Genomic DNA, 15,777 nt, shown 5'->3' with positions numbered 1-15,777 from the left:
TATGCCTGATGACCATAGCAAGTTGGTCCCACCCCTTCCCATCCCGAACAGGACCGTGAAACAACTTTGCGCCGATGATAGTGCTGCAACCAGTGTGAAAGTAGGTTATTGTCAGGCTTGTTATTCGAAAAAACCCCAATCGGTGATCCGGTTGGGGTTTTTTTACGTCTGGGGCTTTTGCAAACCACGTTGACTCGTAGGTTGGATTAGGCCCTGCGGGCCGTAATCCGACAACATTGTTGGCTCCAACCCGACAGCATTGTCGACCCCTGCGGTGTTGTCGGCTTACGCGCTTGCGCGCTAAGCCGACCTGCGATATAATTCGTGCCTTCAGATCAGACGGCTTGCTGCCCCATTGGGAGCAGGTTGTTGAAAAAGTTATGCCTGATGACCATAGCAAGTTGGTACCACCCCTTCCCATCCCGAACAGGACCGTGAAACAACTTTGCGCCGATGATAGTGCTGCAACCAGTGTGAAAGTAGGTTATTGTCAGGCTTGTTATTCAAAAAAAACCCCGCGAGCGCGGGGTTTTTTTTCGTCCTTGATATCACTTCAGATGCCCCAGACGATGCTTTCGTTTTCAGCCTTGGCCGAGCGCAGCATTTCCATCAGCGGGTAGGCGCGCTGCGAAAAATGGACTTTTTGAGCACGCGCATGGGCGCCGGTTTCGCCATCTTCCAGGGTTTCCGGCGTATGCACATCATGCTCGATATCGTTTTCCGGATGCAGTTTGGTTTCGGCGACTTCCTTTTCCAGCACAGCCAGCGCCTCGCCGGCTTCAGCCGGCGTAATCACGCCGCGTGTCGGATTCTTGTGCAGCAGATCCAGGATACGTTGCGCATGTTCCTGATACATCAGCACTTCAGGGGATGACTTGGATTTGAATGAGATCAGCATAATAGGCTTTCTGAAACTTGTTGTTGTTAGTGTTGAAACGATATCACGACTTAAGTTTTTTCACAGGCGATCTGTTTGTCTCGCTGGACTGTTTGCAAGTGAGACATTGTCATCTGTTAGCCAGGCAACAAATTTACAAGAGCTTCGAATCAAAATTCAAGCGGCCTTTAAGCGAAAGCTAAGCAATATTGTCTGTCATTCAATTTTTACGCCATCCATGAAGGTATCGATATTGTCACGCGACAGCTTGCTGGCGTCGCCAACAATCACAATCTGAAAAATGCGCGTGTCGCGCGCAACAAAACGTCCGATCAACTGCACCGCCTGGCCATTGCGGCTTCCAGTGGCCTCGACCCTGAGGCCACTATCGCTGCTGCCAGATTTCTCTTTTGTAATCTGTCCGTTAATATTGCGTAGCAGGGCAGCCTGCATCGCCGGCAGGGCGGCTTGCGCCAGGCCGGGGTTGGCCATGACGGCAGTGCCGATGGCAAACGTATTGCCTTCGGCCTCGCTGGCCGTCATGGTCAGCGCAGTTTTCTGGCCATCGAGATCGATCTGGCGTGTCAGCACTGCCGGCTTGCCTGGAAACAGTGCTGTAAATGGCGCGTCGGGGCTGCGGTACTCGCGCCAGTCGAAAGCCGGACTGCAGGCCGCCAGCATGAGAGCCAGGGCCAGGGTATAAACAACAGCTGATGTTTTTTTCATCAGCCGATGGTAGCAGCGCCTTTGTTGTCTGCCAACTAGAATTCCTGTAACACGCGCCGGTACTGAATGGCTTCAGCCATATGTGCTGCGCCAACGGTATCGCTGCCGGCCAGGTCGGCAATGCTGCGTGCCACGCGCAATAGCCGATGATAGGTGCGAGCCGACCAGTGCAGGCGTAGCATGGCGCCGTTCAGGAGCCGCTCGCCCGCCTGGTCGAGCTTGCAGTACTGCGCAATCTCATGGTTGCCGAGCTGCTGGTTTTGTTTGCCCTGGCGAACCAGCTGAATTGCATGCGCGGTCGCCACGCGACTGGCGATGGCCTGCGTGCTTTCGATTGCGCCATTCTGCTGGTTCAACGCAGCCGGCGGCAGGGCTGCAACTTCAATTTGCAGATCGATGCGATCAAGCATGGGGCCGGACAGGCGCGCGTGATAGCGCTGCACGGCTTCAGGTGTACAGCGGCAGCGGCCCGATGCATGGCCGAGATAGCCGCATGGACATGGATTCATGGCAGCGATCAGCTGGAAGCGCGCGGGAAAATCGGCCTGCCGTGCGGCGCGTGAAATGGTGATACGCCCCGCCTCCAGCGGCTGGCGCAGCACATCGAGCACTTTGCGGCTGTATTCGGCGATCTCGTCAAGAAATAATACACCGCAGTGCGCCAGAGAAATCTCGCCCGGACGCGGCAGATTGCCACTGTCAATTCCATTTAAACCGACGACTGAATTTTCCTTGACTCCCTCTGTAGCCTTAGGGCAAGATTCAGTTATAAACGCGACTGAATTCAGGAATAAGGGCGACTGGTTATGGAAATTAACGAAACTGAGCGACTGGATTTTTTGGCTCCAGTGAGGAAGGAGAGAACAAGCCGCCGTGCGATCACTGGGCGCCTGAGTATGGCCAACTCTGATCGCGTTGGGTTTGAGTCCTCCCTCGAGCGGGATTGGCTCATCTGCCTGGATTTTGATCCAGACGTCGTCGTCATTCGGGAGCAGCCATTTTCGCTCTACTACGAAGTAGACGGTCGCCAATTGCGTTACACGCCGGACGTGTTGGTTCAGTTTCGTTTGCCTGATGGCCGGCTTCGTACTGAGGTGCACGAGGTCAAGCCGCTTGAAGATCTGAAAGCGGATTTCCAGCTATTTCGTCCTCGCTTCAAGAAGGCGATCAGGTTCTGTCGCGAGCAAGGATGGCACTTCAAAATTTGCACTGAAAAGCATATCCGTACTCCCTATTTAGCGAACGCGAAGTTCCTGCGTAAGTACAGGCGTATGTCGACGCAGGAGCTCTATCGGGACCAATTGATCTACAGCATGCGCGCGCTTGGCCCCACCACGCCGCAAGCGCTTTTGGCGCTGGCGTATACCTATCATGAAAAGCGCATGGCAGCTTTAACGGAACTCTGGCGGATGGTTGCGAATCGAGAAATCTGCGTCGATCTGACGTCGCCGTTGAATATGCATTCGCGTATCTGGTTGGGAGAAGTTAATGAATAAGATACCTAAGGGTTTTCTCACTGCAAAACCAGGCCAGCGCGTTAGCAGTGGTGGAAAGAACTACCAAATTTCGCATCTTGTCACTGTCAGTACTGTCTTTGCAGTTAATGAGGAGACCAAGGAAAGTACTCGCTTGGACATTGAATCATTGAGACCTCCTATTGATGTTGCAGCGGATGCGGACGGGGATAGTGAGGATAAGGATATCCTGCTGTACAGCAAAGAGGACTGGGCTATCGCTCAGCAGCGGCTGCATGCAATTAAGCCACTTCTCCAAATACCCGTTCGTACGCGCGCTAATGTTGAGCAACTTGCCCAGGAGCGCGGCCTGCATGTAGCCACGCTGTACAAGTGGCTTAAGCTGTACCAGAGTGCCGGTCATGTATCGGCCTTGGTCCCCACTAAACGTGGTCGCCGAATTGGTACGTTCATGTTGAATGCGGAGCAGGAAAAGCTGATCGAGGAAGTTATTAACGATGATTATCTGACGAAGCAACGTAAGAAGCCGCAGGACATTATCGATGAGGTCCAACGCCGGGCGCGCCTGGCGAAAATCGATTCGCCGAGCGGTAACACCATCCGTAAGCGCATTCAACTGCTTCCCCAGGCAGAGACGTTACGCCGGCGTGGCCAGAAGGAGAAGGCACGCAATATGTACGACCCGATCCTGGGCGAATTTCCTGAGGGAGAATTTCCACTCCAAGTGGTGCAATTTGATCATACTCCCGGAGACATTATCCTGGTCGACGAAGTTCACCGTCAGCCGATTGGACGCCCATGGCTAACCGTAGCAATTGATGTTTATAGCCGAATGATCGTAGGTTTGTATGTGACTTTCGAACCTCCAAGTTCTACATCTATAGGCCTGTGCGTCGCTCACGCGATATGTCCCAAGCGAGAATACCTTGCTAATCTTGGCGTTAGCGGGGAGTGGCTGGTTTGGGGGATGATGAACTCCATCTATGTAGATAACGCAAAAGAATTTCGTGGTGCAGTTTTGGAGCGTGGCTGCGATGAATACGAGATTGATTTGCAATGGCGCCCAGTGCAAAAGCCCCACTACGGCGGCATTATTGAACGCTACATGGGAGTCTTGGCCAATCAAATTCGCAAGTGGCCTGGAGCAACCTTCTCTAATCCTGCGCAACGCAAAGGTTACGACTCGGAAGCTGAGTCCGCGCTGACCTTAAAGGAATTTGAGGCTATGCTTGTCGACTTCATCGTCAATGTTTATCACCAGCGAATGCATTCTGAGTTAGGAATGCCGCCTCGGAAAAAATGGGAGCTCGGAATACTTGGAGATGCGACGACACCTGGAGTCGGTGTTCCGCCACTGACCGTAGATCCTTTGAGGTTGCAGCTAGACTTTATGCCATTCTTCGAGCGTTCAGTGCAGCAATACGGGATTCAGATTGAGCTGATCAATTATTACGATCCGGTGTTGATTCCTTACATTAATTCGACGGACCCAGACAATCCAAACCTGCGCCGCTCGTTCATTATTCGCCGTGATCCGCGCGACATCAGTAAGGTATATTTCTTTGACCCCGTTGAGAAGTCTTACTTCCCTATCCCATATGCAAATGTGGGACGTCCTGCCATGAGCGCGTGGGAACTCAAGGAAGTAAAGCGTCTGTTGACTGAGCAAGGCCGTAAAGATGTTGACGAAGATACGATCTTTGAGGCGCTTGGGCGGATGCGCGAAGCAATCGAAGGCGCGCTTGAGAAAACAAAGGCCGCACGACGTCAGGCAACGCGAACACCGAAGGCCGCACCACGTCAGGAAAAACTAGCTGGGGGCGATGTTGCTGTCCCTGGCGAAAGTAGTAAACCGACGCGCGCAATGGATGATGATGATGATCCGTTCGCACAACCTATTCAACCATTTGAAAATGTGTCGTTAATCCGATGATCACTGTAGAGCACTTAGATTCCGAAGTGGTTCCTGTTCTCGAATTGCCAAAAGACGAGAGGATTGCTTATTGCAAAACCGATCGATGGATTGGCTATTCGCGCGCCCAAGAGATCATGGACAAACTCGACCAGTTGCTGGTTTATCCAAAGTCGTTGCGCATGCCCAGCATTCTTCTCGTTGGACGGCAAAATAATGGCAAGAGCTCGATCGTTGCGCGCTTTTCTTCTCGCAACCCTGTTCAGGTGAGCGCCACCGGTTCACCGATCGCTCCAGTTCTGAAGATATCGATGCCAGAGACGCCGAGCGAATCGGACTTCTGGTCAGAGATTCTTTGGTCGATGATGATCTCTCACGGGGATCGTGACACTGTCGCCAGTAAAAAGAAAGAGGCAAAGTCGATACTCATCTACGCCGGCATTCGTGTCCTGGTGATCGATGAGTTCAACAACCTCACGACCGCTGGTAAAGCAGCCGGCGATTTGCTGACTGCGATCAAGATGCTCAGCAATGATCTGAAGATATCGATTGTCGCGGCCGGAACGCAAGCGGCGATCAATGCCTTGAATCTTGAGCCTCAAATGAAGTCTCGCTTTGAGCCGGCGGCTCTGGATCGCTGGAAGTTAAACGTCGAGTACCTGCGCTTTCTTACGAGCTACGAGAAACTACTTCCGCTAGCCGAGCCATCGAATTTGGCCTCCCGCGAGATCGCGCCTTTGATTTACGCTATGACCGGAGAAACCATTGGATCTACCGTCAAGCTCTTGAAGGAAGCGTCAAGCTTTGCGATATCTTCCGGCAAAGAGCGCATTGACGAGAAAGTGCTGAAGGCGATGACGTGGACACGAGAGGACGAGTGGGACGAGATATCCCGCCGGGTGTAGACCAAAATCAGTGGCAGTTTCGGATAGTTCCGGCAAACGATGAGCTGCTAAGCACGTACTTAGTGCGTCGCGCTCATTGTCAGGGATTGAGTCCACACAGATTCATGGAGCGAGGGTTACCCGGCGTCCAAATCTGGAATCGTGATATCGATTCTTCTCTCAGCGCTCCCGTATCAGCACGGATTGCGCAGTACTGCAATCTTGCAGAGCAAGACGTTAAGGCAATGACCTTATACGATCTGGTCGGCTTCGATTCCCCTGCCTCTCCAGATTGGCTGCTCTACCAGAGTTGGATAAACGCAGTTGGCATTTATCATCGGCTACGTCGTCGATTTGGACTGCAGTATTGTCCGCTTTGTTTGCAAGCTCAGCCTGTTTTTCAGAGAGCCTGGCGCCTGGCATTCGTGTTTTGTTGTCCCGAGCATGGAGTCTTTCTTCGCAATTGCTGCCCATCGTGCGGCACGGCAGTCATGCCTCATCGAGCGCGAATTGATATGACCCGGTGCTGGAAATGTGGCGCATTGTTAAGCGGCGGCACAGTCGTTGAGAGTACCGCTGTGCCGGTTGCGCTGGAGACGCAACGCCTTATGATGCGCTGTATCGAAGACGACGAGATTAGCCTCGGGTCGACAAACGTGGCGCGCAGCGAGTATTTATGTGCAGCAGTGACAGTATTGCGGGTCGTGAAGGAACATATGCACAGCCATCCCAGTTTATGGAGTTTTGATGTGCCCATTGATGCAGTCCATGCTCAAGTGAAGTTTTTGGGTATGCCGGAAAGACTGTCATTGTTCACGATGCTGCTGGAAGTCATGGATGATTGGCCAGCAAACTTCCTGCATTTTTCGTCAGTAGCAGGTATCACTCAAATCGCTTTTGGTCGCCGGCGCAATGTGCCGCAGTGGATGAACGAAGTCGTGGCGCAGCTCCCTGCGCGTCTGCGATCTCGCACAGGCGCAATGGAAGCGAACTTTGTGAGATATGTGCGTCGACTCGAAAATGAAGGTGGAACAAAATGCCGCGCCCTTCGTGCGCAAGCTTTGATGTTGGCTGCAAAAGGAAAGTATGGGAATTGATAAAAAAGGTGTGAGGTTTTGTGATGAATGTGGCCGCGGAATCGTGAAGGCGCACAAGATCCACAAATCCCATGAATACTGTGATACCTGCTATCCGAGGGTTTTCCCCTCTGTTCCTTGCACTAAATGCGGCGCGAGTGCGCGCCCGCATCGCAATGACCCGCAGCCACCGGTATGTAAAGCTTGTGAGATCGCTGAACGTAAATGTATTCGTTGCGAGAAGAGTGTGCCGCGCGCGGCTCTGGTTCTGGATGGTAAGGCTGTTTGCCCTTCATGCGTGCCGTACTTCCGTGAGCCTGCTGCATGCGCACATTGCAAGCGCGAGACGACACGCTTGTCGTCTGTTCCATCCCACGGCATTACTGAAAAAGTATGTGAGTCCTGCCGAAACAAGTTGACGCATGCGACGTGCGTCGGATGTGGAAAGTACAGGAAAGTCGCGCAGCAGTCCGAACAAGGCGCGTGCTGTGTTCGCTGTGCAGATAATCCATATAGCGAGCATGCCTGTCCAGACTGCGGTTGCGCCGTGTCAGGTTCTGGAAGGTCACGCTGCCGCAGCTGTGCAAACCTGGTAGCTATGACGCGAGAGTTGAATTTGACCGCAGCTATTTTCCGGCATGAATGGGCGGCGCCCCTATGGACTCGCTTTGGTACATGGCTGCATGACCAGAATCCTGCGAAGCCTAATCTCATCACTGTGCTACGCAGCCATCAGGTCTTTTTCGAACGCATTGATGCAGCGTTCGTCTCAGTGCTAGACATGACGCAGGCCTCGTTATTGGAGCAGTTCGGTACCGCCACGCTGAGAACACATCTTCTGCCAACCCGATTCCTGGCCGAACAGTTGAATATTCAGATATCCGAAGAAGCGAAGCTTCAATCTGCCGAACAGAGCCGGATTGATGAAACCCTGATCGCCGCCAATCGAAAGCCTTGGGGTGATTTACTTCGGTCTTATCGTAAAGATATCGATGCAGCTGAACTCTCACTTCGCAGCATCAGGATGTATCTGGCGACCGCAAATCAGTTCGCATCCTATGTCGACCTAGGTGCGGCACCATGGTCTGTTGGTCAGATTGAACGATTCCTCGTTGAGCATTCTGGTGCGCGAAATAACCTATCGCGATTTGTGTCCTTCTGCCGGCGTACGCAAGAGTGGGACGTCTCTATGCCGCCCAAGGGAGGCGTTTCACTTGCTCCGATTAAGGACCCGCTGGCGACGTCTAACAGGTTAGCCGGGCTGATGACGAGTGTGGAAGAGGCAGGGATTGAAAATGCCAACAGAATGACAATCCAAAAAATCCTTGCCACAGCCCTTGGCATTTCGTTGAACGCGATTAAAGCGCTGTCAGCCAATGAGTTCACTTCATCCAAGGCTGGCCTTTCGGTATGCATTCAGCACGAACAAATCCACTTGCCTGAGGAACTGATTCCATATGGCCAGCGATTACTGAGGTTTCTTCAGTGATTGGATTAGACTTCCATGTCCGGAGCTTGCCAGACTAAGGGCCTGACAATACCTGTTGCGCGCTCGGCTCCGGGCTGGCCGCGCTGGCCACTTTCTTGCTCGGCAATTTCGTCACCGCGATTTCACTTAGCTACGTGCTGACGCTGGCGGCCCGGCTGTGCGTCGGACTGGCCACCGGCGTCGCCTGGAGCCTGCTGGCCGGCTACGCCCGCCGCCTAACGCCGCCCGGGCAGCAAGGTCCTTGGTCTTCTTCGGGGGAGGGATAATTAATCAAGCGCTTACGCCTGCAGAGGCACCTATTCCGCCGGTAGAAGTTCGTCGGCTTGACGGATCGACGCTATTACTTAGTAGTTTCGTCGGTCGTCCCATGGTCGTCAATCTGTGGGCTACGTGGTGTCCGCCATGCCGCAGGGAGATGCCCGTTTTGAAGTCTGCGCAGCAGGCCCATCCGGAAATCGAATTTGTGTTTGTGAACCAAGGTGAGTCAGGTGAGACCGTAGAGCGCTACCTCGCAAATCAGGGATTGCAAATGCGAAACGTAGTCATCGATCCCGCCAAGCAGGTCAGCGCTCGTACGGGTTCTTCCGGATACCCTACTACCCTGTTTTATGATGCAAGAGGGCGCCTGGCCACCAGGCACATGGGGGAACTTTCCGCCGCTACCCTGGAACATAAAATCGACCAACTGCGCAGTGCACCGTAAGCATCAAATGATCATACCCTCGATAAGAAATGAGGTGCGGGGCTGAATTAGGACTGATTAAAAGGCGCTTTGGAAAATGCGCTTATTGGACGTGAGAAGTGACAGCTTTCTGGGACCGGCAGGAAGCAGTTGCGCATCGAGACTCTGGACAAGATGAGCGCCTACCGTACCGGTGAGCAGCCCTGGCAGCATGAGACGGAAATCCGGATAGCGTGCTTGTCGGAGTTACTTTCGCTTGTTTCTTTTTCATCCTCTATCAATAATAAGCGCATATTTGCTCTTTGGCGAATTCAGCTCGCCCTCAATTGGTTATAGGTAAAAGTGTTCTGCAAGTATGGTCAGCCAGGTTGCTGCAGCAAGCACACAAGTCAGGAGTACTGCAGCGCTGCCGATGTCTTTTGCATTTTTTGACAGCGGGTGATATTCGAGTGAAACCCGATCAACCACTGCTTCAATCGCAGAGTTGATGAGCTCTACAATCAACACTAGGAGCAAGACGCCGACCAACATGAGCTTTTCGATCAGGAGCACGGGCATTAGTAAGGCAGCGATGGTGCCGCACACAAACAGGGCACCCTCTTGGCGAAATGCGTGCTCTTGCGACCACGCTGTCTTTAGTCCGGCAACGGAGTAGAAGAATGCCGAGAAGATTCGTTTCAGTCCGGATTTGCTTTTGAATTTGCTGACTGGTTGCATAAAGATGTCTTTAAAGTGAGTGGCTGCCATTATCAGGATGGCCTTGGTAAAAATGATGGAGCCCGGCTTTACTTGGCCGGCTATCACTCCATCGCGAAATTCTTAATCGAACCATTAGCTGGTCATGTCGCAATACGCTCCGTGTCGCCAGTTTTACTTGTTGCTGCGGCGCGCTTCACGAACCACTGATAGATCGAGTCGACAATGAGGACGCTGATCCACATCGACCATAAGGTGTGTGTCAGGAAATGCGCACCGCGCAGTTGCTGTACCCAACCGACGGCGAAGCCAAATATCAGCAGCGTGCATGCAGCGACTGCTGCCTTGCGTGGTCTATGTGGGAGCCAGAACACTGCCAGCGCTACGAGCCACAGTGCGCTCGATGCGTGGCCGGCCGGCAGACAGTTGCCGGCAGAGACGCCGCTTGGCACCCATTCCAACAGTCTGACGAACGGAGAGTCCCCGCCATAGCGCTGTAGATCCCAGGGGCAGTGAGAGCTGCTAAATTGCTTCAGGGTGCTGATCACCAACGGCACGCTGATCGCCGACAGCGCCAGCACGCGCATGCCAATGCGTGTGCTGGCACGCCATGCGTTAAAAGGCCGTATCCAATCCCATGCCGCCACAGCGATCACGCCGATTGCCGCGGCGATCAGTACGCCCTTGAGCAGAACGTGGTTAAATCGCTCAGCAAACCATGTATGGCGCCAGGGGAAGGTTCTACTGGTTTGATCAAACATGGCATCGGCCAGATTGAGATCGATGTCCGTGTAGTTGCCAATCCATAGAATGAGCAATGCCGACGCCAGGAGCAATTTGTGGACAGGCCGGATCGATTGGAAGCGCTTAAGGCTACTTTGGAGCGGTGCAGGCATTGAACAAATCCAGTTCAGGTTTATAGACTTTGGTTTTGATGTTCATCATCCCGAGTACAGAGTGGAAGACGTTGTCATGTGAGTAGTTCAGGGTCCGCCGGGATGCCAGGCACTCACGCTTGATGGCAAAGCGATCGCTATAGCGGTCATCGAGCCAGAGCATCATCGGAACATGCCGCTGCTCTTCCGGCGACATGATGTAAGGTGCGCCATGCAGGTACATATTTTTTTCGCCTAAGGACTCTCCGTGATCGGAGAAGTACAGCATCGCGGTGTCGACGTTATCTTCGGCACCAGCTTTGCGCAGAAGGTCGATGGTCTTACTCAGGAAGTAGTCGGTGTAAGCGATGGTGTTGTCATACGCTGCGACGATCGATTCGCGTGAACATTTGCCCACTTCATTGGTGGTGCATACCGGACCAAATCGTTGGAATTCGGCCGGATAACGTTTTCTATAGGCGGGACCGTGGCTACCTTTCTGGTGGAGAACGATGACCAGGTCGCGCTTGGCGTTACGGATCACGCCAGGAAGTCCTTGGAGAAGGCGTTCGTCAAAGCACTCTTCGGTATTACAGAACGGATCGCCTGGTTTGGGGCGCGACAGATCTTCGTAATAGACCCTGTCGCATACACCTTTGCAGCCCGAGTTATTGTTCCGCCACAGGACGTCGATGCCAGCGTAGCTGATGACATCGAGCAGACCTTCCTGGGATCTGGCCTTTCCTTCAGAATAGTCTTCACGGGTAAAGCCGGAGAAAACGCAAGGCAATGAGATTGCCGTGGCTGTCCCACATGATTGGACTTGTGTGAAATTGATTAGCCCCTCTTGCTTGGACAACATTGGATTCGTATCGCGCTCGTAGCCATTGAGCGAGAAGTTCATCGCGCGCGCGGTCTCGCCGACCACGATGATGGTGACGGTGCGACGTTTTTTGCCATTCCATAAATTCCCTTTGGACGCGTCGGTCCCCATTGGGGTGACGGTCAGTGGTTTTTCGAACTTGCGGCGGACGAACGTTTTGCTTGCCTGGATCACGTTCGTCGGCGTGAGCAGGAAGCGCATCTGCCGGTTCTCCCGCACGGTCGGCGCCAGCGTCTTGAAGAACGACATGAGCAAGGCTGTAGCGATGAACGCGGACATCAGTAAGAAGCCCGTATTGGTCAGTACAGCGCGCACTATGGATGGGTATTCGACTTTGATGCGATAGACCAGAACCGACGGGAAAACACCGAGTAGGCTGATCGTCAGAAACAGATTCAAACTCAGCAGATCTTTGGCTTCACTCACATCGGTTTCGAATACGTTCTGAACCATCGATGCGTCGATGGCGATGCCGTAGCGATCAATAAAGTAGCTCGCCGAAGCGGCCAGCATGAACAGCACAATCAATACCGGTTTGAGTAAAAAGCGAAAGCTGACTATGCACAAGAACGCATTGAAGATGAAGACGAGCGCCAGAAACGAGCCCAAATACAGAGGCACGTGGGCCAGTTGCACGCCGCCTGTCGCTGCAATGAATAACCTCCAAAAACTTTGGTTATAAAGCAGCACCAGCAAGGTCGCGCTGATCAGCGCCAGTTGCCAAGGACGTATGCTGGGCAGCCGAAGTTGAGTGCCCGTGGCTTTGGGAAAGAAGTTCTGGATGATGGGAATCATCACGCCGCCTCCCCAACCAAAATTGAAGGACGCGATGTAATGAAAATTTTCCTTAAAGAGCCGCTATGTGGAGACGGCCCAGATGAAACACTGGGATGAGTGTGAAACAGACGCATGGAATTCTCCGTTAAATTAAAGGAAGAATTCGGCGGGATGCATTAACTACGCAAAGCTGCCTGAGCTGGATATAAACGTGTGATGATCGACGCCGAACTTAAGCGGCGTGTATCCATTTGGGGCGCTCTGGTAACTTCAGATAGGGTGAGGAAGGAGCAAGCTCCGCGGCCTCTATATGCGAGAGCAGCGATTCATTGATTGGTGGTGGACATTGTGCATCGCCCGTACCCAGCGAACCGTGGTGGCTGCAGGTAGCGCAATCGGCGTGCGGTGCCGACTTCTTGGTGGAAGATGATTTTTCCGAGATGGATTTTGCATCCTCAGTCTTGTGCTCATGCTCATGATGGCCGAAATGTTTGGCGCCTACTCCCTGCTCATGCAGGCAATAGGCGGTCACCGTCGCCCAGCTCAACTGGCCGGCGATCGCGATGATCAACATGACGACAAAACGCTTGAACATATGACAGTACAAACCTAACCTGGGATACGAATACCCGATTAACCCGTATTACCGTTGTAGCGGAATAGACGAGCCAGTGTTCCTGAGCATGGGCCCAGGAGTCGTTTGACGAATTGAGGCGCGCGCGTGTTTCGCCGGCATGTAGGCAGTAATGCCTTGGCCAGTGGTACTGCGTGCTCAAATCAACTTGGAGAACGAAAGCCGGTGACGAAATCTATCCTTGCCCGAATGGACTCAGGCACAAGTCAATAAAGACTGGCGAAAGATAGAACTGTTACCGGAATCAAACGACGGTTTGCCACTGAGGGCGCTCTGGGGGAGGTGTATAGGAAGAGGAAGGGTGAACTACGTCCTCCATTGGGGCCATGCCCGCTAACAGAGGATGAAAAACGCTTTCCGCAATGCCGTCGAGTGAATGCACGCCGTGCGCGCAGACGGAGCAATGCGTATGCGCGGCTGTCTTTTTCGACAGGTTTGGCTTATCTTGCGATGCGTCTTCGTGACGATCAGAAGCGGCTGTGTGCTGATGGTGACCGAAGTGTTGTGGGCCCTGGCCCGCCTCGTGCAGACAATAGGCGGTGATCACACTCCAGCTAAACTGAAGTGCGATCACCGTCATCAACATGTAGAGAAATCTGCGAGCCATTGAACTAGTATAACATGGCAATTTCGGCGTGGTGCAAAAGTAGGCCAATATCTACAAGGCTCGCCGCGATTTTACTAATGTTTATCTATTGGCAGTTTTGTCCGCAATATCACTCAAGATATCGAAAATAGGCCTGCTTTCATGCGTCGCTGGTCTTATCTCTGTACGCTAACAAGCGCAGTGCGTTGGCGACCACAATCAGGGTCGAACCTTCGTGAAACAGCACTGCTGTACCGATATTGAGTCCGAAGATCGTGGCTGGAATAAGAACGGCCACAACGCCAAGACTGACCCACAAATTCTGTTTGATGATGCGGCTGGTTTGACGTGACAGGCCGACGACAAATGGCAACTGGCTTAGGTCATCTCCCATCAAGGCCACATCGGCCGCTTCCAGCGCGACGTCAGAGCCGGCCGCGCCCATGGCGATGCCGACAGTCGAGTTGGCCATGGCCGGCGCATCGTTGACCCCGTCGCCGACCATCGCGACTTTGCCATGATCCTTGCGGAGCTGCTTGATGGCGTCGACCTTCTGATCAGGCATCAGGTCGCCTTTTGCTTCTGTCAGGCCAACCACTTTGGCCACCGCGTCGGCGACTTGCTGGTTGTCTCCGGAAATCATGATCAGTCGCTCGATTCCCAGAGAGCGCAATCTGGTCATTACATTGGCTGCTACATCCCGCGGCGTGTCCATCACCCCGATCACGCCCATATAGCGATCACCTTTGAGCACGACCATGGTGGTGCGGCCGTCGGTCATGAGCTGCGCATTTGCCTGCTCCTGCTCGGTCGGTAGGTTGGCGCCACCGAACTCCGAGAAGAACACGGGCTTTGCGACATAGACCGTCTCGCCATCGACTGTGGCTTGAATACCCCTGCCAGTAATGCTCTTGACATCCTGGGCCGCAGGTAGCGCTGCTTCTGCTCCCAGGCGCTCCTGCGCACCTTCTACCAGCGCGGACGCGAGCGGATGATCGCTATGGGATTCGACAGCCGCCACTAAAGCCAGCAACTCCGTTTCTGTGACACCGGTTGCCGGCACGACGTCGGTAAGTTTGGGCTTGCCCTCGGTCAATGTGCCGGTTTTGTCGAACGCGATGGAGGTCAGCGTCCCGAGATTCTCAAGGGGGCCACCGCCCTTTACAAGCACGCCACTGCGCCCTGCGCGTGCCACACCGGAAAGTACGGCGCTGGGGACCGAGATGGCGAGAGCGCATGGGCTGGCCGCAACGAGCACTGCCATCGCACGGTAGAAACTTTCGCTGAATGGTTCGTCTACGATCACAAAGGCGAACATCAGCAGTGCAACGAAGCCCAGCACCGAAGGCACGAAGATACGCTCGAACTTGTCGGTAAATTGCTGGGTGGGTGAACGTTGTGCTTCCGCTTCGGCCACCATCTGCACCACGCGCGCCATGACAGATTGTTTTGCCAGGCGCGCGACCATCACCTCGATAGCGCCGGCGCCATTGATTGTGCCCGCAAATACGCGGTTGTTCGCAGCAACCTTGTCGAATGCCGCGATGGCGGCACTCGCGTCGTCGACCGGCTGTTTATCGACGGGGACACTTTCCCCAGTCACCGGCGCTTGATCCACGCTAGTCGTACCTTTTATCACAACGCCGTCGGCCGGCATTCTTTCGTTCGGCTTTACCAGGACAATATCACCTGGCTGGAGCATCTCGACACCAACTACCTCGGTGCGATCGTCTCGCCTCACTGTGGCAGTTTCCGGGGCTAATTTAGCGAGTGCCTCGATGGCTCTGCGCGCACGTCCCATCGCAAAATGCTCAAGCGCGTGGCCGAGGCTAAACAGGAACAGGAGCAGCGCGCCTTCGGCCCATTCCCCAAGCGCTGCGGCGCCGGCGGCTGCGACCAGCATGAGGGTATCAATCTCAAAGCGGCGTGCGATGAGGTTCTGGATTGCTTCTTTGGTGGTGAAGAAGCCACCAAAGAAGTATGCGCCAATGAACAGGCACAGTGCCAGCCACCCAGGCCCATACTGGTACTTTTCCACTAGCCAACCAGAGAGCAAAAGTGCTCCCGTCAGTCCAACGAAAACCAGTTCTGCCTTCTCGCCCAGAAAACCGTCGTGATTGTGCTCTTTGCTGGCGCCATCGCTTTTCTCATGGCTATGATCGTGACCGTCCTTATCGTCGTGTTTCATCTGCACTCCTTCATCTA

General features: G+C 53.8%; 14 protein-coding genes, 2 rRNA genes and 1 pseudogene. 9 read left to right on the top strand and 8 right to left on the bottom strand.

All coding sequences use genetic code 11. The features are described 5' to 3' along the window. Nucleotides 1-4: 4 nt before the first annotated feature. Nucleotides 5-117: ribosomal RNA gene (rrf, locus tag GCM43_RS11210) — 5S ribosomal RNA — on the top strand. 266 nt (nt 118-383) lie between these two features. Then, nucleotides 384-496, top strand: a 5S ribosomal RNA gene (gene rrf / locus GCM43_RS11205). 57 nt (nt 497-553) lie between these two features. Here the strand turns inward: rrf (GCM43_RS11205) and GCM43_RS11200 are convergent. The 3 genes and pseudogenes from GCM43_RS11200 to GCM43_RS11190 all read right to left on the bottom strand — a co-directional run. After that, nucleotides 554-898 carry a DUF1840 domain-containing protein gene (locus tag GCM43_RS11200; RefSeq protein WP_152244207.1) on the bottom strand — a complete coding sequence of 115 codons (345 nt, stop codon included), beginning with the start codon at nt 896-898 and terminating at the stop codon, nt 554-556. 195 nt (nt 899-1,093) lie between these two features. Further along, nucleotides 1,094-1,603, bottom strand: coding sequence for a hypothetical protein (locus tag GCM43_RS11195; RefSeq protein WP_226929440.1), 510 nt, complete (start codon nt 1,601-1,603; stop codon nt 1,094-1,096). A gap of 35 nt (nt 1,604-1,638) precedes the next feature. Further along, nucleotides 1,639-2,319: pseudogene (locus GCM43_RS11190) on the bottom strand (ATP-binding protein); the annotation flags it as partial. Nucleotides 2,320-2,409: 90 nt separating this feature from the next. Here GCM43_RS11190 and GCM43_RS11185 point away from each other — a divergent pair. The 7 genes from GCM43_RS11185 (at nt 2,410) to GCM43_RS11155 (ending at nt 9,142) form a co-directional block, all read left to right on the top strand. Next, the gene (locus GCM43_RS11185; protein WP_319636957.1) at nt 2,410-3,099 is read left to right on the top strand and encodes a TnsA endonuclease N-terminal domain-containing protein; all 690 of its coding nucleotides are present in this window, start codon (nt 2,410-2,412) and stop codon (nt 3,097-3,099) included. Then, nucleotides 3,092-5,011 (top strand): Mu transposase C-terminal domain-containing protein, encoded by a 1,920-nt coding sequence (locus tag GCM43_RS11180; RefSeq protein ID WP_152244201.1) that lies wholly within the window; start codon nt 3,092-3,094, stop codon nt 5,009-5,011. The genes GCM43_RS11185 and GCM43_RS11180 overlap by 8 nt, the downstream gene beginning before the upstream one ends. Next, nucleotides 5,008-5,895 (top strand): TniB family NTP-binding protein, encoded by an 888-nt coding sequence (locus GCM43_RS11175; RefSeq protein ID WP_152244199.1) that lies wholly within the window; start codon nt 5,008-5,010, stop codon nt 5,893-5,895. The genes GCM43_RS11180 and GCM43_RS11175 overlap by 4 nt, the downstream gene beginning before the upstream one ends. Beyond that, nucleotides 5,850-6,971, top strand: coding sequence for a TniQ family protein (locus GCM43_RS11170; protein ID WP_152244197.1), 1,122 nt, complete (start codon nt 5,850-5,852; stop codon nt 6,969-6,971). Before GCM43_RS11175 ends, GCM43_RS11170 begins: the two co-directional genes overlap by 46 nt. Nucleotides 6,972-7,560: 589 nt before the next feature. After that, nucleotides 7,561-8,439, top strand: a complete 879-nt coding sequence (locus tag GCM43_RS11165) for a hypothetical protein (RefSeq protein WP_152244195.1) — start codon at nt 7,561-7,563, stop codon at nt 8,437-8,439. A 95-nt stretch (nt 8,440-8,534) separates the two neighbouring features. Further along, nucleotides 8,535-8,705 (top strand): hypothetical protein, encoded by a 171-nt coding sequence (locus GCM43_RS11160; RefSeq protein ID WP_226929439.1) that lies wholly within the window; start codon nt 8,535-8,537, stop codon nt 8,703-8,705. Further along, complete coding sequence (locus GCM43_RS11155; protein WP_226929438.1) at nt 8,681-9,142, top strand: TlpA family protein disulfide reductase; 462 nt, start codon at nt 8,681-8,683, stop codon at nt 9,140-9,142. The genes GCM43_RS11160 and GCM43_RS11155 overlap by 25 nt, the downstream gene beginning before the upstream one ends. 309 nt (nt 9,143-9,451) lie before the next feature. Here the strand turns inward: GCM43_RS11155 and GCM43_RS11150 are convergent, their stop codons facing one another. From GCM43_RS11150 to GCM43_RS11130, 5 genes are all read right to left on the bottom strand, one after another. Further along, nucleotides 9,452-9,868, bottom strand: a complete 417-nt coding sequence (locus GCM43_RS11150; RefSeq protein WP_413770943.1) for a diacylglycerol kinase — start codon at nt 9,866-9,868, stop codon at nt 9,452-9,454. Nucleotides 9,869-9,960: 92 nt separating this feature from the next. Beyond that, the gene (locus GCM43_RS11145; protein WP_152244191.1) at nt 9,961-10,713 is read right to left on the bottom strand and encodes a phosphatase PAP2 family protein; all 753 of its coding nucleotides are present in this window, start codon (nt 10,711-10,713) and stop codon (nt 9,961-9,963) included. After that, nucleotides 10,691-12,370, bottom strand: coding sequence for a phosphoethanolamine transferase (locus GCM43_RS11140; RefSeq protein WP_152244189.1), 1,680 nt, complete (start codon nt 12,368-12,370; stop codon nt 10,691-10,693). The genes GCM43_RS11145 and GCM43_RS11140 overlap by 23 nt, the downstream gene beginning before the upstream one ends. Before the next feature lie 214 nt (nt 12,371-12,584). Further along, nucleotides 12,585-12,947, bottom strand: a complete 363-nt coding sequence (locus GCM43_RS11135; RefSeq protein WP_152244187.1) for a hypothetical protein — start codon at nt 12,945-12,947, stop codon at nt 12,585-12,587. A 785-nt stretch (nt 12,948-13,732) separates the two neighbouring features. Continuing rightward, on the bottom strand, nt 13,733-15,760 hold the full coding sequence (locus tag GCM43_RS11130; protein ID WP_152244185.1) for a heavy metal translocating P-type ATPase: 2,028 nt from the start codon (nt 15,758-15,760) through the stop codon (nt 13,733-13,735). Nucleotides 15,761-15,777: the final 17 nt, after the last annotated feature.

Origin of the sequence: Janthinobacterium aquaticum, from assembly GCF_009208565.1 — a bacterium.
Taxonomy (GTDB): domain Bacteria; phylum Pseudomonadota; class Gammaproteobacteria; order Burkholderiales; family Burkholderiaceae_D; genus Janthinobacterium.
The sequence above is the reverse complement of the archived record's forward strand: the minus strand, read 5'-3'. Positions and strand labels throughout refer to the sequence as shown.